The sequence below is a fragment of the Pelosinus sp. sgz500959 genome (assembly GCF_042610375.1).
Taxonomy (GTDB): Bacteria; Bacillota; Negativicutes; order DSM-13327; family DSM-13327; genus CTSoil-075.
The window spans coordinates 210466-232483 of the sequence record NZ_JBGJZL010000007.1 but is presented as its reverse complement, the minus strand read 5'-3'; the positions used below and the strand labels follow the sequence as shown (position 1 = coordinate 232483).

General features: G+C 39.3%; 19 protein-coding genes. All 19 read right to left on the bottom strand.

The window, feature by feature from the left end; all coding sequences use genetic code 11:
* Positions 1-12: 12 nt before the first annotated feature.
* A complete protein-coding gene (locus ACAN52_RS13105) occupies positions 13-1242 on the bottom strand; it encodes a Ger(x)C family spore germination protein (protein WP_378955334.1) in 1230 nt (409 codons plus the stop codon).
* A 90-nt stretch (positions 1243-1332) separates the two neighbouring features.
* A complete protein-coding gene (locus ACAN52_RS13100) occupies positions 1333-2535 on the bottom strand; it encodes a Ger(x)C family spore germination protein (RefSeq protein WP_378955333.1) in 1203 nt (400 codons plus the stop codon).
* Entirely contained in the window at positions 2528-3649 is a 1122-nt protein-coding gene (locus tag ACAN52_RS13095) for an endospore germination permease (RefSeq protein WP_378955332.1), read from the bottom strand. The genes ACAN52_RS13100 and ACAN52_RS13095 overlap by 8 nt, the downstream gene beginning before the upstream one ends.
* Positions 3642-5312 carry a spore germination protein gene (locus ACAN52_RS13090; RefSeq protein ID WP_378955330.1) on the bottom strand — a complete coding sequence of 557 codons (1671 nt, stop codon included), beginning with the start codon at positions 5310-5312 and terminating at the stop codon, positions 3642-3644. Before ACAN52_RS13090 ends, ACAN52_RS13095 begins: the two co-directional genes overlap by 8 nt.
* A gap of 117 nt (positions 5313-5429) precedes the next feature.
* Positions 5430-6413 carry a SpoIID/LytB domain-containing protein gene (locus ACAN52_RS13085; RefSeq protein ID WP_378955329.1) on the bottom strand — a complete coding sequence of 328 codons (984 nt, stop codon included), beginning with the start codon at positions 6411-6413 and terminating at the stop codon, positions 5430-5432.
* A gap of 70 nt (positions 6414-6483) precedes the next feature.
* Positions 6484-6648 carry a hypothetical protein gene (locus ACAN52_RS13080; protein ID WP_378955328.1) on the bottom strand — a complete coding sequence of 55 codons (165 nt, stop codon included), beginning with the start codon at positions 6646-6648 and terminating at the stop codon, positions 6484-6486.
* 30 nt (positions 6649-6678) lie between these two features.
* Complete coding sequence (locus ACAN52_RS13075) at positions 6679-7911, bottom strand: Ger(x)C family spore germination protein (RefSeq protein WP_378955327.1); 1233 nt, start codon at positions 7909-7911, stop codon at positions 6679-6681.
* Positions 7896-8996, bottom strand: coding sequence for a GerAB/ArcD/ProY family transporter (locus ACAN52_RS13070; protein ID WP_378955325.1), 1101 nt, complete (start codon positions 8994-8996; stop codon positions 7896-7898). The genes ACAN52_RS13075 and ACAN52_RS13070 overlap by 16 nt, the downstream gene beginning before the upstream one ends.
* Positions 8993-10870, bottom strand: coding sequence for a spore germination protein (locus ACAN52_RS13065; protein WP_378955324.1), 1878 nt, complete (start codon positions 10868-10870; stop codon positions 8993-8995). Before ACAN52_RS13065 ends, ACAN52_RS13070 begins: the two co-directional genes overlap by 4 nt.
* Positions 10871-11033: 163 nt before the next feature.
* Positions 11034-13160 carry an anaerobic carbon-monoxide dehydrogenase catalytic subunit gene (gene cooS, locus ACAN52_RS13060; protein WP_378955323.1) on the bottom strand — a complete coding sequence of 709 codons (2127 nt, stop codon included), beginning with the start codon at positions 13158-13160 and terminating at the stop codon, positions 11034-11036.
* A 167-nt stretch (positions 13161-13327) separates the two neighbouring features.
* Entirely contained in the window at positions 13328-14188 is an 861-nt protein-coding gene (pstA, locus tag ACAN52_RS13055) for a phosphate ABC transporter permease PstA (RefSeq protein WP_378955322.1), read from the bottom strand.
* A complete protein-coding gene (pstC, locus tag ACAN52_RS13050; protein WP_378955321.1) occupies positions 14189-15076 on the bottom strand; it encodes a phosphate ABC transporter permease subunit PstC in 888 nt (295 codons plus the stop codon).
* A gap of 220 nt (positions 15077-15296) precedes the next feature.
* Positions 15297-15956: a phosphate signaling complex protein PhoU gene (phoU, locus tag ACAN52_RS13045; RefSeq protein ID WP_378955320.1), complete on the bottom strand. Its 660-nt coding sequence runs from the start codon at positions 15954-15956 to the stop codon at positions 15297-15299.
* 12 nt (positions 15957-15968) lie between these two features.
* Positions 15969-16724 (bottom strand): phosphate ABC transporter ATP-binding protein PstB, encoded by a 756-nt coding sequence (pstB, locus tag ACAN52_RS13040; protein ID WP_378955318.1) that lies wholly within the window; start codon positions 16722-16724, stop codon positions 15969-15971.
* A 103-nt stretch (positions 16725-16827) separates the two neighbouring features.
* Positions 16828-17520 carry a response regulator gene (locus ACAN52_RS13035; RefSeq protein ID WP_378955317.1) on the bottom strand — a complete coding sequence of 231 codons (693 nt, stop codon included), beginning with the start codon at positions 17518-17520 and terminating at the stop codon, positions 16828-16830.
* Positions 17521-17725: 205 nt separating this feature from the next.
* On the bottom strand, positions 17726-18001 hold the full coding sequence (locus ACAN52_RS13030) for an HU family DNA-binding protein (protein ID WP_378955316.1): 276 nt from the start codon (positions 17999-18001) through the stop codon (positions 17726-17728).
* Between the two features lie 94 nt (positions 18002-18095).
* Positions 18096-19559: a nucleoside triphosphate pyrophosphohydrolase gene (gene mazG, locus ACAN52_RS13025; RefSeq protein WP_378955315.1), complete on the bottom strand. Its 1464-nt coding sequence runs from the start codon at positions 19557-19559 to the stop codon at positions 18096-18098.
* Positions 19560-19600: 41 nt separating this feature from the next.
* Positions 19601-21202: a polysaccharide biosynthesis C-terminal domain-containing protein gene (locus ACAN52_RS13020; protein ID WP_378955314.1), complete on the bottom strand. Its 1602-nt coding sequence runs from the start codon at positions 21200-21202 to the stop codon at positions 19601-19603.
* A gap of 153 nt (positions 21203-21355) precedes the next feature.
* The gene (gene spoVT, locus ACAN52_RS13015; protein ID WP_378955312.1) at positions 21356-21925 is read right to left on the bottom strand and encodes a stage V sporulation protein T; all 570 of its coding nucleotides are present in this window, start codon (positions 21923-21925) and stop codon (positions 21356-21358) included.
* Positions 21926-22018 lie beyond the last annotated feature (93 nt).

The window sequence follows — 22018 nt, the reverse complement described above, 5'->3', positions numbered from 1 at the left end:
AATCCAGATCTCCTACTTATGTTCCCCAATATTGTCAATCACTACATTGACTGACACGAGTAAAGAGATATGAGGAAAAATTTCATCATCCCAACGATCTTTTACCTTTTCCCACATTAAGGGTTCATGAGCCTTTAATTTTTCGTTAAAATTACTCCCATCTACTTTTAAACTTTGATACGTATGGAAGGTATATAATACATTACGTTTTACTTCCTCTGCTACTAACTCTTCAATTTTATGAACTTCCTCATTATCGATCATATGATGCTCCCTGCCGCACTGTGTTTCACCAAGATTACCACTCATTGCAATGTCCAGAGTGTAATAAATATTTTCTCCATCTAAATGAGGGGTTAGTTTTGTATCATGATGAAAAAGTTCAAACGCCAGTATTTTGCCAGGATGTTCTGGACACTCAGCAGTGATAATTGCTGATTTTTCTAGACCGCTAAGAAATTGTCCCCCTTTCGTTGCATATTCATCGACATATCCAATAAACTTACCTTCTTTAAAAAGTGCCATACCACCTAGCTTTACTACATTATCTACTAATTCAATCCGAGTCATCAGCACTCGGCGTTTATTATCAATTGATTGGGAAAGATCCCTCATATTACTGCCCCAACCTGGTACATGGACGTTTTTTCTATACAAACGCAGACTGTTCGCAATAAATATACCGCTTGGTTCACCTCCTGGTGACTGATATTCTAATAAGGAGCGAGCCTCGCCAGAAGTAATTAAAATTTTCGTCAGCTGACGCATTTCCCTATCTCTACGAAAAAAATCAATAAGAGATCGCAAATCGCCTTGTCGGGCAACATCTTCGCTGATAATGATTGTCTGAACATACTCAAACCATAAACTCTGATCAACTTGGCCTAGCATATCTCGCGTCATTTCAAAGATGCTTTCACCAGTATTAGAAATAACATAGCTTCCTATTTGTCCCTGTGGTCCAGCAATAGTCCCTTTCGATGGCACTATATCTAAAATTTGCAAACTAAGCCGATAAAGTCTACGACCATGAGGCTGTACGAAGGTTTCAACCCGGGCTACTTCATTGCCTTGAGCAGGTCTTAGCTGTTCATCAGCTCGATCAACAGCAATAGCCAAAATTAAACGACGATCTTCCAAGTCACGCTGATCCCAACAACCACTACTAAATAGACTAATGGTGACAATAAGAATACATCCTAATAACGGTTTATACCATATACTCAGTGTGAAAATCCTCATGCTAGCACCACCTCTCTATACCACATTGCTACATTGAGTATTGTGAGTGAGTAAACCGTCCATGTCAGATTCTATAATCTCCTTGCTCTGCTACTTATGGGAACCAATATTCAGTATCGATACATTAACTGAAATAACCAAGGGAACATCTGGATAGATTTCATTCCATTGGTCTTTTACCTTTGCCCAAGTTTCAGGCTCATAGGCCCGCAATTTACCGCCGAATAAACTAATAGGATCAACCCTCATTTGTTTTTTAAAAACATTCTCTGCATATAGTACATTACGTTTAATCTCTTCCGCAAATGCCGTTTCCAGTTTATGAATATATAGGGTATCCATGATATTATCTTGCCCAATATCACCCTGTATCTCCCCGATGTTTCCATACATGTTAATATCCAAAGTAAAGTAAAGATTATCGCCATCAACATGAGGTCGCAGTCTTGTATCATGACGAAACAACTCAAATATCACTTGATGATCTGGATGATCTGGACACGGAATTGTTACAATCGCTGACTTCTCAGTAGCGGCCGCAAATTTTCTACCCGCCACAGCATACTCGTCAGCATATCCAATCAGTTTATCCTTCCTAAACAGTGCTGCTCCCCCCATCTTTACCACCTTACCAGCCATTTCAATCCGTGGTAAAAGGAGATCAGCATTATTATCTAAATACTGAATTACAAACCCCAAATCAGTACGTGCCCCCACCACATGAACATTACGGACATGCAGTCCAATAATTTCAGCTAAATATAGGCCACCGGCTTCTTTTGAGGGCGGGTTATATTCCAGAAATCTTCTGGCTTCTCCTGACGTAACATATATTTTAATCCGAGAACGCATTTCAGAGTCCCTTTTGAAAAAATCCAAGACTTCTCCTAGCCCAGCTTGTTTCAATACACTTTCGCTGATAATAATGGCTTGTACATGCTCAAACCATAAGGACTTACTGCTTTGTCCTAGCATATCTCGCACCATTTCAAACATAGACTCACCCGTATTAGAAATGACATACGTCCTCGCTTTATCTTTTTCATCTCCGCTTGAACTGGGTTTTAATAATTGCAAACTTAAACGGTAACGTTTAGTACCGTGAGGTTGCAAAAAAGTTTCTATGCGTTTCACCTCGGCTCCTTGCTCTGGTTTAAATCCAGCATCAGCTGTATCAATTGCCACAGCGAGCACAAAATTTCTTTCTTGCAGTTCTCGCCGATCCCAGCATCCGGAGGTAAAAATGGATAAACACATGAGAATCGTACAGCCAATCACTTTTCTTTTATCCACTACTTGTCACACCCTTCCCCTTTTGCCACCAAGAACATATCAATAACAAAGGAACGACTGCGAAGGAAAAACCTAAACCTGCCCATAAAGTCAGCTTACTGACCAGATCATAAATTTGTTGATTATCAAGTAACAGTATACTACCCACGTATATCATTGGTACTAGCATTAATAGCCAAGGTCGATGGTCAACATAATGATAATGACGCATACACACCTGCCCCATAAAAAACATCATGACCGCCAAAGTATCAAATACAATAGGTATCCAAGCCAATAGCAGGTAATTTTCCAAACGTTCAATAAAAGTACCAGGCAGTTCCACACTGCGAATAACAATCAAAGCAGGATAAGGAACACTTTTGGCATTGTCTACACTTAGCACCCCGATAATAATAATAATAATAACTAAAAAAAATAGGGTCAAACAGCCAAAAGCTCCCCCTATCGTTTTAGCCAATTGAGCGAAACTAGCCTGTCTATATACCAGTGGCAAAAGAAGCAGTACACATTCATAACCGCTATACACGGGCCAAATCGAGAAAGCCCCGTTTATTATCTTTTTCATATCAACTGGCCACAAGGGCAAAAGATTTTCCGGTTGAAAATTCAATACACTGGTCATCCAAACAATTGTCAACATACTATATGCAAGAAAAAACATAATTTGTTGCACCCGTAAGATAGTTCCCCAATCCTGTAAAGCGCAATAAGTACAGACCATCAGTAAAGCCAGTATGACCACTTCTGGGGGAGTACGATCGAACATATGAAAAGTAATGATTTTACCCACGCCACTAAAAATTTCAATAATTTGCAAAAAAAATAATAAATTAAACCAAAGAATAACAATACTACCACCCATTCGTCCTAAAAGCCGGGGTGTATACTCCACTAATGTCTCATCTGGATATCCTTTGCCTAGCTTGAGCATTAAACAAACAGCTATGTAAAATATACCTCCCCCCATGATGATACTAATCCATGACCCTTGCCCAACTTGATCAATCAAAGCACGAGGAGCGAGCATAATTTGTGCACCGATACAGGTTGTAATCACAATAATAGCAAGTTGCAAAGTTGACATATATGTTTTAACTTCCAAATTAGCCATCACGACCACCTATCCTTGTCTGATCCTGAGCACCAAATTCTTTAGGTCTCTCTTTTAATAACTTCGCAGGAAATCTTACTAAATAATCCTTCCAATCTGAAAATAGCTCCACATTACACATACCACCAATATAAGATTCACCAAAACTGCGTAGGGAGCAAAGATGTATTGTGACGATTAAAATCCCCAAGATAACACCATAGAGTCCTAATATAGAAGCCAATATCAATATAGGTATCCTGAGCCAACGTAGGGCCATGCTGAAATTATAGGCAGGCATAGAGTAAGAAGCAAGGGCTGTAGTGGCTATAACTACCACCAATAAGGGATTTATAATTCCAGCCTGCACGATGGTCGTACCAATAACGAGAGCACCAATCATGCTGGCAGCCCCAGAAATCTTTTTTGGTAACCGCACGACAGCCTCTTGAAACACCTCAAGTATAACTTCCATCATCACAGCTTCCATGAACGATGGAAAAGGGCTACGTGCCCTAAGTTCAGCCACTGTAATAGCCATGGATGTAGGTAGCATACCAGGATGATATGACACAACAGCCACATAGATCGCTGGCAAATAAATTGCAATAAAAGCCGCTATCCCTCTCATCATACGAATAGAACTTGAAATGATTGGCTGTATTGTATAATCATCCGTAGTTTGCATTAAAACATTATAGGTACAGGGTACAATCATACTAGCTGGCGTACCATCTACAAGGATACCGACCCGCCCCTCATAGAGTGCGGCCAACATTTTATCAGGCCGTTCAGTCGTCTGCGCCTGGGGAAAAGGCGTCCAAGGATGATCAACCAAAAATTCTTCAATTGAAGATGATGTCACGATCTTATCGATCTTAATCATGGACAAGCGCTGCTCGACCTCCTTTACTAATCCACTCTTTACTAAATCAGCTACATATAGAACAGCGATTGATGTATTGGTACGCGTACCGACTTTCAAAATGCGTACCTTTACATTCTCATCCCTGGCACGGCGCCTAATGAGCACAATATTATCACTTAGCGTTTCATTGAAGGCTTCATTGGGTCCCCGTAAAACATGCTCATTATCTGCCCCACCGATGTTACGTTTAACATACTGAACAGTGCCAATACTCAGACCCTCAGCTATACCATCGATTAAAAGCAAGGAATTACCGGTCATGATTGCCTCAATCGCAACGCTCGCTTTACTTAATACAGTGACGGCCGCAGCATTTAGAATTCGCTCTGAAATACTCTTCATATCAGTTGGAAGATTTGTAGGGCCACTTGCATTGGCTACATCGGTCGGCATCATTAGTCTTTCAATGATATTCTTTTCTAAACTGGTGGTATCAGTCATGCCTTCAAGATAAATCAGCAGAGCTCTACGTTTGTCGGTATAGAATATGCGAAATTCAATATCACCACAATCACGAAATACCACTCGCAATAATTTTTCATTTTCATCTAGCACTGAAGTAAAAATAAAAGGTTCATTAGGAGGGGCTGCAACTTGACAGAGCTGAGCAATGATCTCTCCAATTTCTTCGCTTATTTCAGTGCTTTGGATCGTCATCCGTCTTAAAATCTTCAATTGTTCCTTAGCCTGCTCCAAAGAAGCCTCAGGTCTGTCAGCAGACAATTTCATGATTCTATGACATTTTATTTTCTCCATTCTCATTCCCCCTCTCCGGTAACTATTATTTTCCACATTTAGTCACACCTTTATACTAAGAAAAATAGGATTGGCAAATATGAAAAGAACAGCCGAAATAAATTCCGGCTGTTCTCGCTAGTTCCAACGTTTTTCGATTGTCACATTTTTAAAATAGTGCCCAATAATATCTTCAGGTTTCTTGCCCATCGTGGCCATTTTATTAGCTCCCCACTGAGACATACCAACACCATGCCCATAACCCTTACCCATAAAAGTTATCCCATCACCACTCGTTTCTACCTTATCAAGAAGCATAGACTTTAATTTTGTACTACCAAGACCTACCCTAAGCTCTGGAGCTGATATTTCAATATTTTTATTGATGATCATTGTAGTCGCCCGACCTGATGGCCCTTTTTTACCAATTTCTACACTTTCAATACTAGGAACAGTTTTCCCTATCTTCGTCAACGCATCCATTACTTCTTTTTTAGTAAAAGAAGCTGTCCAATTTTGCACATCAGCAGGTGCTAGGTCATCAGGAGATTGCACCGACTGGATGTAAGGTGGTTCATCATCTTTAAATGCAAGGCCTTCTTTAGCAGTAGCTGTAATGCCGCCAGCGGAAGCATGAAACCAAGCATGAATCGGTTTTCCTTGATAAGTAACAACCATACCACGAGTCATATCAATGGCCTTCTTTACATTATCATTGACGGCTTTTGCATCATACGCTTGGAACTCTTTAATATCAGTAGAAGCTTGAGTCCCCCGTTCTGGCACACCACCTTTTTCTTCGATTGCCTGAATTGTAAAGGTTCGGGCTAATATGGCCTGGGCTGCTAATGCCTCGATAGGCCAATCAGCTTTCATTTCACCAGCGACAACACCAGCAATATAGTCTTCCATTTTCATGCTTTTCTTTTCACCCGTTTCATGCATAAACACCATAATATCAGGTTCATTGCCTTGAACGACCTGTTTTTGTGTCGCTGGCGGCTGGACATTTGGTGCAGGCTCAGGTTTTTTTTGTGCTTGATCAAGCATCGAGCAACCACTCATAACAAAGATTACCGTTAAAACCAACGCCATCAACAAAGTCCATCTTTTATACTTCATTCCTATTTTACCTCCTTCGAAACTTTACATTTAGTATGACAAAAAACATCTAAATCAATTCATTACCTTGCTAACCTGCATTTATCATCCGATAAATTGGCAGTGCCAAACTAGCGGCAATTAATAAAGATACACCGACTGCGCCTATAGTATTATCTTTCTGCCATAGCCAGCGAGCAAATGTATACCCATGAATACTTGCTAACACTGCAGCTATCAAAAAAAAATAGTTCATAAGCAATCTTACCTCCCTTCACTTTTATACTTACTCTACAGGAAGTGTCCGTAACATTAACCCGTTGCGGCGTACCTTAGTATTAATGTCCACAAAAACTTCAGCCTGTCGGTATTTTTGATTCCATTGATAGTCTTCTAATTCCTTATTAGTTTGAAAAACTGGACGCAGATAATCACCAAAACCTGCTACATCAGCATCAAGTTCTTGGGTCCGCCTGATTAAATTAATCATTTCTTGCTGATAAACTTTATTGATTTGCCCTTCCAATAATTTTAAATAATTTTCCTGTTCATAATTAATACCAGATCCAATGCTAGAAATATTCCCCTCTAGCAATATACTGACATGAATGACTGGATGCCCTTCAACAATAGCGGTCTTTATCTTAGGCTTAGAGCCTAATTGAAGAGAAATATTGATAAAACTTTTCGGATCAAGAGGATCTTCCACTGAGAGAAACCCATGAGAATATTTTCCAATTAGCATCGCTAGCATACGAGTTTCAGTCGTACTTAGAGTGCCAACCATCTTATCACCGAAAAATAGTGCCGTACCGGCGAATTCCGCAGGATTACCTCCATGGCGTGGGATATCACCAGCTTTATATCCATCGATTTTCCCCCCTGGAACTTTGCTAATACTCTTTTCTCCTTCACCTGACTTAGGGTTAATGCCAACTAAGGCCATATAAGGCTGAGCACTATGACTTTTAAGCCGCATATAGAACTGATGCAATGAAGTACCTAAGAAATAACCCGAATTCTCTCCTCCTGCAAGCATCAACTCATAGTACTTCGATAATGAATTAACTAATATAGGCTTATTTTTCTCTAAAAAATCCTTGGCTGTTCCTCGTGCGACTAAAACAAAGATTGAACCGCGATATTCATAGTAGCGCATAAATGGCGATAATATATTCCCCAATCCCTTGCGAGCCTGTTCTTCCCCTATTACGATCACTTTAACATGAGCTACGGATGGTTGCAGAGCAATCTCAGAACTTATCAGATTAAGGGCTTCTGCAATTGATGAGGCACTATTCGTTATGACAAAAGAAGATTTTTCGGCAGCCTCTTTGCCGCTTTCTGTCTGGGGAACAGCGAATTGATAACTTACACGAACCATATCCTCCTGTTCTCCTGTATCTAAACCTACAGCTATCACATTGGCCCTTTCATCAAGTTCTTTTGCTCCGCTACATCCGAGAAGCACGATCGATATACTCACCAAAGCAATCAACAAACTCAGCTGTCGGCACATGGTTTTTTCCTCCTCTTTACAAGAGCCATGACAAACAATATGCCAGGAAAAAGATAAATACCAATTTGCGCTACCTGCATCAATAATTGATCAAGATAAATGGTATAGCCAATATCAGGGGGCAGCATAGCTACATGAGCGATAAAGATTACCCCTAGAGGTACAAGCGGTCTCATTGTCGGCAATTTTAATAAAATAACGATAAGATATAAGGCAATATATAAACTTCCAGCAATCGATAACAAACCCAAAATAACCCATACCAAAATAAACAGAGATTCAATGCGTTGAATATATTGATTAATATACACTAAGCGTGCCATTTCAAAATAAGGCATGACCTTCTCCGCACCAACAGATACACCGAAAACCATGGTGTATACCAAAGCAAATATGATTCTCAAAATAGCTGTGCCACCTAAGGAATAAATAGCAATCCTTTTGATCGTTTTAGAATTTTGGAAAGCTGATGACAGAAATATTAATGATAATACGCCAAAATTCAATCCCCCACTATGTATGCCTGAATTGATCACTGTCATAATGCCATTCCCTTGCCATGGAGTAAGATTGTATATAACATAAAAAGGACTAACCGCTACAAATACCACAATAAGTCCCCCCAATAGAAGAGGTAACATAATATAACCCGTACGACAAAGAGCTTCAATGCCAAGGTAACATACGATACCAATAGTGATTGCATACCAGATAATCACTATTTGAAAGTCTACCCGATGCAAAGCAGTAATCAATGTATACTCTGCATATTGTCGCAAAAGTATTGCACCATTGCACAAAAACATACCAATGTATGTTACTACAATGATCCATGCCCCAATTTTCCCTACTAGCTGTTGACATACCTTAACAATATCTCCAGATACACTATTGTTTGCATATACCATCATAAAGAACATCACCAAAGGAATCATGGTATAAATAAGCATCGATAACCACAGAAGTTGTCCATTTATTTGCAGAGCATCTGCTAATTGTGACAGAAATAGACGGGGTACAATAAGACCAAATACCAGAGCTATTCCTTCAGCCATCCCCATCTTCCCTGTATGATATGCATTCACGACTCATCTCCCCCAATCGGTGTTTCTTCAGTCCATGGTCTGCTGACCGTACCTTGACGAATCACATCTTGGGGATTTAATTCATCAGCTCGTTTTTGCTGCAGATGTACAGGTTTTCGTAAAATTATATCCCCCCCTGGAATGGTTTTGGGTGCTACAGGTGCCAAATAGGGCATGCCAAACGATTTCAACGAACATAACACGGCTGTAAAAACTAAAAAACCACAAGCCATACCTACAAGCCCCATGGACACAGCTAGTATGATATAAATAAGGCGTAATAAGCGAAAAGTAGAAGCTAAACGGTATTCTGGGATACTATATGACGCGAGGCCTGTCACTGCAATCACAATGACCATGATAGGACTGACGATTTTAGCAGAGACTGCCGCTTGCCCCAAAATAATAGCGCCTACGATGCCTAGAGTAGAGCCAAGTATACCAGGAATACGCAGCCCACCTTCACGAATGAGTTCAAAAGAAAATTCCATTAATATAATTTCAACAAAAGCAGGAAAAGGAACTTGTGCTCTAGCCGCCGTGATCGATAACAACAACTCAGTCGGTATCGTTTCCTGATGAAAGGTACTAATTGCCAAATAGATACCTGGCAATAACATAGAAATAAATCCACCCATCCACCTAATCATACGTAAAAAATTTGAATAATAAAAATGCATAGCAAAATCATCGGCAGAATGCATCAGTGTAAATATAGAAACAGGTACGACATGCCCAAAAGGGCTACCATCTAACAAGAAGGCCACTCTCCCTTCAGCCAGATGTACAACAACTCGGTCCGGGCGTTCTGTGGACAAGGTTTGTGGAAATGGATTCTGGGGAAAATCTATAATCATACTCTCCAGTACACCTGCGTCAATAATAAGGTCCGTATCAATTCCTTTGATACGCCGCCTCACTTCAGCAACCAATTCTTGGTTAGCCACTGATTTTAAATACATGATGGCGCAATTTGAATGCCCTCGTTTACCTACAGGTATCATTTCAGTGATCAGATCACTGGAATGTAGCATGGACCTGATTAGTGCCGTATTTACCCTCAACACTTCAGTGAAAGCATTCTGCGAACCTCGCACCGACTGCTCAGTAGCTGGGCGATCGACTCCGCGATGCTCAAATCCTTTAGTTTCTACAGTCACAGCTTCCTTAATACCTTCAAAAAACAGTACAGCATCACCTGTATTGATTCCCTGCTCTACTTCCTTAAAGCTACTGACGCGGGAAGCTTGTCCGCTAGGCAAACACTGTTCGATAATGGTATTAACAAGATCATCACTATTTGGTTTTTCTTGATCATATCTCATCAGCATCAATGGTTGTAAGACTGTCATGTTCACTATCTTTTTATCAGCGAGACCATCCATAAATACCAGCATAGCTTTAACTTCATGCTTATCTAGAATCATAAGTTTACGAATCACAACATCCTTATTGAGAGGTAATTGATATATTGTTTCAATCATTTTTTGATTTTCTTCCAAACTAGTACTAATAGCAAGCTCACTTTTATTAAGATTGCTATTCTCTTTCACTAGTATGACACTTATTTCAGTCTGCTGTTTTTCTAGCATGGTATATTCTTTTTTTAATTCCTCTGCTTTATCAAACCATTGTCCATTATTAAAAACTTCAATTAACTTTTCCAAGAAGGTTGACAAACGTCTAGCATAACGTACATTTGCTTCAAACTGCTGAAAATTTTCTAACAAACCTAGTTGCGGCAGATCACACGTTGTCTTCTTGCCATCTTGCTGGGTTTCATCCAGAACGAATGGATCTGGCTGGCGAGTTGGTTGATATACCAATATATTTTTTATATTGGTATATATTTTTTGCATTGCATTTTTCCCCATACTGCCACCCCCTAGTTAATGTATTATTATAGCTTTTACCAAAATAGTTTTTTTTACTAATAAGTACGATTTTCTATCATCATCTTTTTATAAGCTTGAAAGGGCAATCTATTTAAATGGCACACTTGAAGATCAAGTGTGCCATCTGCCACGAGTACAGTACCTATATTCCAAGTTCTTTGCGTTTCTTCTCAATATGATCTACATAAATTTGAATCGTTTTATCAGCACTGGTTTCGACTGTCAATTTCCCCAATCCCAAGGTTTCAGTTGTTTCTGTCAAGGTTTTAACTACTAAATCACTACCTGTTACCGATGGAACAGGAGCAACATGTACTAACCATCCAAGAGCAATGGCAGTGCACGCATCGGCTACCGCTTTTTGCTCCAAGTATTCGGGGGCACCAATGACAATAGGAAGCATGTTCGTATCTACATCTAAGGTATCAGCGATTTCTTTTGCTGTCTGGGTCATTTTTCCTATATCTACACATGCGCCATAAGAGAGTACCGGTGGAATCCCTAATGACTTACAAACTTCCTTCAGACCAGATCCAGCTTCATCTGCTGCCTTTGGATCAGCGAGTCCAGTATATTGCATGACAGACGACGTACAGCCTCCTGATAATACTAAGATATCTTTTTCAATCAGACCTTTGGTAATTCGGAATATATTACTGCCACCTTGTCCGTAGCGCGCAGTCGTACAGCCTACGATAGTTGCAATACCACGGATTTTTCCCGCAACAATCGCATCAATCAAAGGTTTCCACGAACCGCCTAAAGCAGCTTTTACTGATTCTGTACTAAAGCCAATCATACAATCTGAGACATGTGGAGGAATGTATACTTCTCTATTTTCAGCCTTGCGTTTAGAATAGGCTTCAATTGCCATATCCAGAATCTTCTCCGCCTGGGTACGCATCTCTTCTGGCTTAAATTCTACAACCTCTGTACCTGGCATACGAATGACTTCATGAGTACTCACCATCTTGGTACCAAAACGTTTAGCATAAAGGGGGAGGGTCGGAATGGTACAGTTATAGTCAAACATGAATAAATCAACTGCTCCAGTTGCGAGCAAGTATTCTTCTGACAGCCATTCTCCTTCTTGTCCAGCATATGCATTCATTTTTCCAGTATCTTCATAGTTTAGGAGTTGTTGTCCTTCACAAACATGTCCTAGTATTTGAAGGCCCGTTGCACCAGCTTTGCGTGCTTTTTCCTGCCACTCGGCGGTGGAAGCCAATTCAATCACAATATGAGCTGTTAAGGGCATATGGCCATTCGTTATAATATTTACCTTTTCTTTATTGAGTAGTCCCATATTCTGTTTTGCCGTTCTGATTTTTTGTGTACCCATCAAGATTTCTTGGAGAATATCAAGTGCAAATAAACCTTGATATTCATTAGCAACCCCTAGACGTACTGACGTCAATAAAAAATCAACTGCATCGGCATTAAGATTTGTCATACATTTGGTCTGGGCTAATGCAATTTCACTAAATCCACCACCTGGGAATATTTTTAATTTGCGCCATAATTCTTGACGTTTAGGAGGGGCAAAAGCCTTGGTCATTGATGATTCTTCCCAATAAGGCCGCCCCATATCTTCAAGTACCCAATTGGCAAAATGAATCGCCACTTTATTGACATCTTCATGACTATTTAAGCCAGCCATTTCAGCATATTTGAGCAACTTTTCTTTATCACGTATTTTTAAGCCACTCGCTGGATTTTCTGCAGCAGCTTTTAAGGTACGAGCTGCTTGTTGTGCATGAAAGATATTAGCCGAAGTTCCAATCGTTACATGACGGTAAACAAAGTTTCTCGCTACCATAACATCTGCATCAACACCGCAGTTACCTCGAGGTGTTTTCGCATTGATACGGCAAGGACCGTTGGCACATAATTGGCAAGATAAACCTGACGTACAGAATGTACAACGAATCTTTTCCTGCTGCTCAAATCGGTCAAAAACATTAGTAAGTCCTTGTGCATGAACATGTTGGTACATTTCACGCATAGCAGGATCTACAATGACATTAAGAGGAAAGCCGTCTTTACTTTGGTCATGAGTTTTAATATGCTGTCGTTGCCATTTATGTACTTCCTCCATAGAACTAGGTGATTTTTCAATATCATAGTATTTTTTAGCGTTTTGATGAACATCTGCATGTTGACTAGGATCATTCGTACCACTGGCATCACCACTTCCAGCAATTGACTCTACGTCACCACGGCTAGTTTGGTCAGTACTTTTTATTAATGTTTCTTTCTCATTTGCCACTAGCGTTATCCCTCCTTGTATATTATATTTTCGACAATTTTCTAGTGACTTATTCATTTATATATCATGTGCTAAATAAATTATATTGATATAAACAAAGAAAGAGATTGCTCCATCAAAGGAAGCAATCTCTTTTCACGTTTCCATCTCTATTTTGAATCTATCAATCAATGACCACCTGCGCCTAGTTTACGCTGTAAAATTTTACTTGGGATAGTCACCATGAGATTTAAAATCAAAATCGTAATCACTAATAGGGCGCCGATGCCATTGGCAATATCAACTCGATCAGGTACAAGCCCTACGCCCATCACATACCAAAGATGGACTGCTAAAGTTTCACCTGCAGCTGTTACATCAAAATCTGCCATTTGCCTTGATACTGTCGTACCAGCAGTAAAAATTAAAATTGCAGATTCTCCCAACGCTCTACCGGCTGTCAATGTGATACCCGTAACAATACCTGGTAAGGCATTGGGCAGAACAACTCGCCAAATGGTTTGCCACTTGGTTGCACCAAGTGCTAGACTAGCTTCCCGATATTGGACAGGCACTGTGCGTACCGAATCCTCTGTCACCCGAACTAGCACAGGCAAATTAAGCAACATCAAGGTTAGGGAACCACCAATAATACTAAATCCCATTCCTAACATATTTACAAAGATAATCATACCAAATAACCCTAATACGATAGAAGGAACAGTTGCCAAACTTTCCGTACTCAAACGAATAATCGAAGTCAAGGAATTATTACCTGCATATTCTGCTAGATAAACACCAGCACCAACTGCAACAGGTATTGAGAAAAGCAAGGATAAAAATAATATATAAAATGAATTAAAAAATTGTGGTCCTACACCGCCCCCTGCTTGAATTTCGCTTGGCTTACCAAAAATAAAATCCAGCGACAAGACAGGAACACCTTTATATAATATAAAAAACAAAAAAGCGATCAGTATTCCCAGAATAACAATGGCTGCTAGCCACATAACTACTGTGGCTAGTTTATTGATCAGTCGTGCTGACATTTATGCCACCTTCCTTTTCGCAACATAGCGCATAATGACAATCATCAGTAATGATATGAGTAATAACACCAAAGCCATCAAAAATAAGGAATTTCCCCAAGCTGAACCAAAAGGTGTATTTCCCATCTCCACAACAATTTCACTCGGTAATGTGGACGTTGGCGTAAACAAAGACATTGTAAATTGAGGAGTATTACCAATCACCATCTGCACTGCCATCGTTTCCCCCACAGCACGAGCCATGGCTAGAATAATAGCGGTTAATATCCCTGGCAGTGCCGCTGGCAAAATCACATGCCATATGGTCTGCCATCTTGTTGCACCTAAGGCTAAAGAAGCTTCTTCTAAATTCGCAGGTACAGAACGTATAGCATCTTCGGAGATGCTGATAATCGTTGGCAAAATCATAACTGCCAAAATAATGGCTGCCGCCAATAAACCAAAACCTACACTTACATGAAAGTAGGTCCGAATAAAAGGAACGATAATGGTGAGTCCAATAAATCCATAGACAACAGAAGGAATCGCCACATATAAGTTAGTTGCTGGGCGCATGATTTCGCTAAGCCAAGGAGGGGAAATTTTAGCCATAAAGATAGCGCCTGCTAATCCAAGAGGTGCCCCTAATAAAATGGCCAATACAGTCACAATAAGAGAACCAGAAATAAAACTGAATGCACCATAATGTCCCTCTGTAGGATCCCATTTCGTTGATAAAAAAAACTCAAGGGGACTTACATCACTAAATGTCATTAATCCTTGCCAACCGACAAACACAATAATGGATGAAATAATGAGTGCCATAAAACTAGCGCTGGCAATAAACACATATCGCATATAACGATCAGACCGTAATTTAAACTGATGTTCTCTATCTACTAATTGCATAAAAGTTCCTCCTCTAAGGAAAGACTTGGCATACGCCAAGTCTTAATTCACTGTATTATCTACCTAGAGTGTACCCTATTCATAAATAGCCTATGTTATGTTCATGTTAAGAATTTGTTAAATTTCCTAAGGATATTCCCTCAATAAAAAATGCTCACACGTCTTGCATGCAAGAGCATGGACATTAATTTTGCAAAAAAAAACTGCCAATTTTGGCAGTTTACTTTTTCCGCATGCGTTGTCCTGTTACTAGGTAAATAACCCATTCACCGATATTCGTTGCATGATCAGCAACTCTTTCTAAATAACGTGCTACAAATAGCAGCTGAGTTGCTTGCTTTATGGTCGTAGGGTCCTCCATCATATATGTTAATAGCTCACGAACAGTTTGATGGTAAAGGTCATCCACTGCATCATCATCTACACATACCTGTTCAGCCAATGTAATATCCAAATTAATGTAGGCAAGAAGTGAGTCTTTCAACATTTTTTGAGCCATCTCCGACATACGTGGAATATCAACTAAAGGTTTAATCAAAGGTTGCTTAGCAATACTTAAGGTAATTTTTGCAATATCGAAAGCATGATCACCTACACGCTCTAAATCAGTAGTAATTTTTAAACCAGTACCAATAATCCTAAGATCCCGGGCTAAAGGTTGTTGTCTGGCAATAAGCAACATACATTTATCTTCAATGTCACTTTCCATATGATCAATATCGTCATCGCCCGCCATAACGACTTTGGCCATCTCCAAATCTTGTTTAGTTAATGACATGACAGCCTGACCAATCGCCTCTTCAACTTGTGTACCCATTTTTAAAATTTCTTGGCGTAAGCTTTCCAGTTCATGGTTATAACTTTGTCTTGTACTTGTCATATTTGCCCTCCTTTAACCAAATCGTCCAGTAATATAATCTTCTGTACGTTTATCTTGCGGTCTTGTGAAAATGATGTCTGTTTTATCATATTCGATCACTTCGCCATTTAAAAAGAAGGCTGTACAATCTGATACGCGAGCAGCCTGCTGCATATTATGAGTGACCATCACAATAGTATACTTCGCTTTTAATTCGGCAACTAATTCTTCAATTTTCATAGTTGATATCGGATCAAGAGCGGAGCATGGCTCATCCATGAGCAATACTTCAGGTTCAATAGCGAGCAATCGAGCAATACATAAGCGTTGCTGCTGTCCGCCTGACATTCCCATAGCCGAACTCGTCAGACGATCTTTCACTTCATCCCACAAAGCAGCTCCTCGCAAGCTTTTTTCTACTAATTCATCCAATATTGCTTTATTTTTTATCCCATGAATCCGTGGACCATAAGCGATATTATCATAAATAGACATAGGGAAAGGATTCGGACGCTGAAAAACCATGCCTACACGTTTACGAAGAGACACGACATCTGTATCGGGATGATAAATACTAACTCCATCTAATAAAATTTCCCCTTCGATTCTTACACTTGGAATGAGATCATTCATTCGATTGAGCGTTTTTATGAAAGTGGATTTACCACAACCAGAAGGACCAATTAAGGCGAGCACACTATTTTCATCCACACCAAGGGATATCTTTTTTAATGCCAATGCATCCCCATAATATAGTTTTAATTTATTAACATGAATTTTATAATCCATATACTTCCTCCTGTAGATTCCTACTTATACTATTGAAACTGTTTATATAGGAAATATACCACAAAAGACAGGACTATATTATTAAGTTTTTATTATCCTTTTGTTAAATTTCACTAAAGCGATAGCCAACTCCCCGCACAGTCTCAATTGCCTCTGCAACTTCAGGATACTTTGCTAATTTAGCTCGCAAGTGACGGACGTGGACATCGACAGTACGCGTGTCACCAAAATATTCATAACCCCATACTTTTTCGAGTAATTGTTCTCGCGTATATGCTCTACCAATATTGGTTATAAACATTTTTAGAAGCTCATATTCTTTGGGAGTCAATTCCATTTTTTCATTTTCTAGATGCACTTCATAACTGGTAAAATTCATTTTTAACTTGCCAACAACGAGCTGCCCATCCTGCCTGCTTTCTTTATGACTGCGTCGCAGAACTGCCTTTACCCTTGCGATCAGTTCTCGCGGACTAAAAGGTTTAGTCATATAATCATCAGCACCAAGTTCTAGACCAATAATCTTATCAATTTCATCACTTTTTGCAGTCAGCATGATAATTGGAATACCAGCTGTCTGTTGTTGCCCTTTTAAAATACGACATACTTCCATGCCATCAATACCAGGTAGCATAACATCAAGAATAATCAAATCAAGTTTTCCATTCCTAGTCATTTCCAATGCTGTATGTCCATTATCAGCCTCTACGGTATGATAACCGGCTTTTTCTAAATTAAACGTAAGCAATGCACAAATCGATGGTTCATCATCAACAATCAGTATGTTACCTGCCAATTTTATCACTTCCTATATTAATCTGTTATAAATAAAATTCATTTTTTGTAAAATACTCTATATAAGAAAAGACTTGGCTTGTGCCAAGTCCTCAGACGCAGGCAGAAGCCTTAGTCGTTCTTACTTGGAATCAAGAAAGTGTTATACTTTCTGATTCCGTAAGAAAAACCAGGTTAAAATAACCTGGTTTTTACTCATGATAAGTTTATTTATTAACGGCGTCTTTCAAGCCTTTGCCAGCTTTGAATACTGGATTTTTTGATGCTGGAATAGTGATTTCAGCACCGGTTTGAGGGTTACGACCTTTTCTTTCCTCACGAGCCTTCACTTCAAAAGTACCAAAGCCAATGATTTGGACCTTATCTTCCAGTGCCAAAGCTTCCTCAACGCTAACAAATAACGCATTGATAGCTTTCTCAGCATCCTTCTTAGTCAAACCTGCCTTTTCTGCAACACTTGCAATTAACTCAGTTTTATTCACAAAAATAGCCTCCTTATGAAAATCATTACGAATAGTTTATTCGCTATCATTTTTTTTATTCCTGTCTGTATTCAAAAAAAATACTAAAAAACCTTTAAATTCCTGCTTTTTCTTGCATTTTAGCTTGTTCCCACAAAATATCAAGCTGTTTTATGTCCATATTCTCCCATTTAAGTTTATTATTGTTTATTGTTTTTTCAATATAGGAAAATCGCCGCATAAACTTGTTATTTGTAACATTAAGAGCCACTTCGGCATCAATTTTTAAGAACCGCGCTAGATTGACTACAGAAAATAATACATCTCCAAGTTCACCTTCTATATCGGCAACTTGCGAGTGTAAACAAGCAGTTTTAAGTTCAATAAGTTCTTCTTCTATTTTATCCCACACAGACTGAATATTATCCCAATCAAAACCTACTTTAGCCGCTTTGCCTTGAAGCTTGTAAGCGCGCATCAAGCTAGGCAGACCCTTAGGTATACCATCAAGGACTGACAAGCGCTCACTGCCGTATTCTAGCTGTTTCAGAGCATCCCAATTTAGAACCACCTCCCCAGCATCCCGAAGAGTCACATCACCAAATACATGGGGATGACGACGCACCATTTTTTCAGTAATGACATCAACAACCTGTTGCATCGTAAATTCTCTCGACTCTTCAGCAATACGCGCATGAAAAACGATCTGTAACAATAGATCGCCAAGTTCTTCACACAACTTGTCCCCCTGCTGTAAATCAATCGCCTCAAGCACCTCATACACTTCTTCAACTAGATAACGTCGCAAACTGCTATGAGTCTGTTCAACATCCCACATACAACCTTCCGGTGAACGAAGCTGCGCCATAATATCCACAATTGGATCTAAGGTAAACTTCTCGATTGGTGGCTTACATGGAACATATAAACTAGTAAGATGATCAATTCCCGATATCCTATCTAATTCAAAAAGTGGCACTCTTAGAATTTTTTCTTCAGGCAACCCTAAATCTTTTACCAACACGACTTCAAAATCATCAGGATAATACTCCATTAATGCCAATTTGACTTCTGAAGCTACGTAGTCATTATAAACTTGGGTAATTACTAACCCTGTTCTTAGCTCTGAAGGTAATGACGATACATCAGCTGCATCAAGAACGGTCAGCCCCTCGATAGGATCAATCCCTAAACGTGTATATAACACTTCTAAAAAGCTCATGCCTGGCAAAATAGTAAGGGAAATTCCTTCTTTCTCTGCAAGATCACGAATTAAGGTTACCGTCTTTTCAGCGACTAACGGACTGCCTGGAACAGCATACACAAGGTTTTCCCCTACTGCTGCTTGTGCCAGGCAATCACTCGCAATGGTTTGATAAACTTTCTCGAAAGAATCTTGTTCTTCATAAACATAGTCATAACTAACAAACTCAATACCACGCGCTCTTATCTCAGATACAGTAGGATGTTTGGCAGTGCGCAAAATGAGCGGTTTTGCTGATTTTAACATCTCTAAGGTTTCCACAGTAATAAGTCCGAAAGCACCAGGCCCTAAGCCTACAATTGTAATTTTGCCCATATCATCGCCTCATATTCTTCTAACATATTATTTACGTCCTACTAGTTGCGTAACAAACCCACTTTTTTAAGTACACTAGACAATTGATAACCGATTTTAGGTATTTTCTCAATATCATATTGTCGTACACCACCGAGTAGTAAAAGAACAACACTATATACTATACCACCAATAGTAATAGATACCAAGGTAGAAACTGTATTATTAAAAATCATCAACATAATATAGTCATATGTGAGTAAGACAATCCCCCCCATCACAACAGTGGCAATGACCGTCTTTGCTAAGGCTTTTAAATCAATGCTAAACCCTACATAACGATAGACAAAATACATATTTAAGAGAGCAGCCATAGCGAAGTCGACATTTGTTGCCCAAGCAGCACCTTGAATTCCAAGACTTGGTACGGCAGTTAACGTCCAGCTCATCATTATCTTTATGATCGCAGCAATCATCATATTGATGAGAGGAGTTGCTGTATGACCCAATCCTTGTAATACCCCTGTACTCACTTGATGAATGCCTAAAAATACGATTCCTACAGATAAAATTCCAATGGGTATACCAGCATTAGGCGTTCCATAGAGCATTTGCGAGATAGGTGTCGCCAATAGATACATACCAAGAAAGCTTGGTATTGTAATCAAGTTGGCGATTCGCATGGCCATAGCTACACGTCGATAAATCCGTTGATCATTCTTTAAAGTAAAAGCTTCCGAAACAGCAGGCACTAGACTCGCTGCCAAGGAAGACGTCAGAATGGTCGGTAGGTTAACCAAAGCAACTGCCATACCTGTCAGATATCCAAAAAGTTCCGTTGCTTGTGCCACACTATAACCAGCCGCTTCTAGACGGGTCGGCACAATGAATAAATCAATACTAGCGACCACAGGCAACATAATATTTGCCAATGATACTGGCAATGCCAATTTTATAATACGAGACATAATTTTAAAACTTGTTTCTTGCTTCATTGGAGCTTGATTCATGATTTTCATTTTTAAATCAACACATTTTATCCAATAAAAATAAATTAATACCAGTAATCCAATCAAAGCACCTGGAACAGCACCAAAACTAGCACCTGCCGCTGCATATTCAAGGCCAAATGGTAATAAGTAATAAGCTAAAAAAATCATTGTCACAACTCTAACGAATTGCTCAAAGATCTGGGATATGGCCGTTGGGCTCATCATTTGCAGCCCCTGAAAATATCCACGGTAGCTTGATAATATTGTAACAAATAATATTGCTGGAGCTAAAGCAACAATAGCATAATAGGCTCGTGCATCACGAAGAAAGTGTTGCCCAATGAGCCACTCTGCACCAAAATATAACAAAAAAGTGAAGATGATTCCAGTGAAAGATAGCAGAGCTAATGAAATTTTAAAAACATGGTTAGCGCCGCGAAAATCAGATAAAGCTACTTTTTCTGCAACAATAATTGAAATAGCAACAGGAATACCAGCTGACGAAATACTTAATGCTAATAGATAAATAGGATATGCCATCTGATAAAGGCCAATGCCTTCTCCACCAAGCAAACGTGATAATAAAATCCGATTGACTGATCCAATGATTTTAACAATTACACCAGCAAAAGTTAAAATGAGAGCCCCTTCTAAAAATGTATTTTTACTCACTTGCGTCCTTCCTTTCTACAACATTTCACACACCTATCATAGAGAGTCTGTTTTAACTAAGTTTTCAAATTACAAATTTCTAAATTCACAAAAATCATAAGCAGAAAAGTAGCGAACTTATGTCCGCTACTTAATCATCATAAAACAACTTAATTATGGTGCCATCTGTTTGGCAAGAAATCCTGCTGCAGTTTCAGCTAATTTGACTTCCATATCGCCCATTTGTAATGCTGGTTGTCTAGAGCAAATGATAACTGCACCAATAGCAGTTCCTTCAACCATAATAGGTGCCATCACTTCAGCTGTAAATGTACAAGGCTCATCGTCATTATCATTATCAACAATACAATTTTTGCAACTCTTGCCTTCACCAAGATTGTTTAGCAAAACTGCTTTGCGATCTTCCATTACTTTTTCTACAATGGCCCCTAATGGTTTATTCAAAAATTCTTTCTTTGATGCACCAGCGACAGCAACGATATTATCTCGATCTGCGATCAAAACAATATGTCCGATAGCTTCATATAACGAATCAGCATATTCTTTAGCAAAATCACCTAATTCACTTACTGGCGAATATTTTTTTAAAATGACCTCCCCTTCACGGTCAACATATATTTCTAATGGATCACCTTCGCGAATCCTGAGTGTCCGCCGAATTTCTTTAGGTATGACAATTCTACCTAAATCATCAATTCTTCTTACAATTCCAGTCGCTTTCACCAGTATCCCCCCTTTTCTACATTTTTTTACATTGGATGTCAATGATAGTATATATCTGCGCGAACATTTTTATTCACATACTTTTGTAATCAA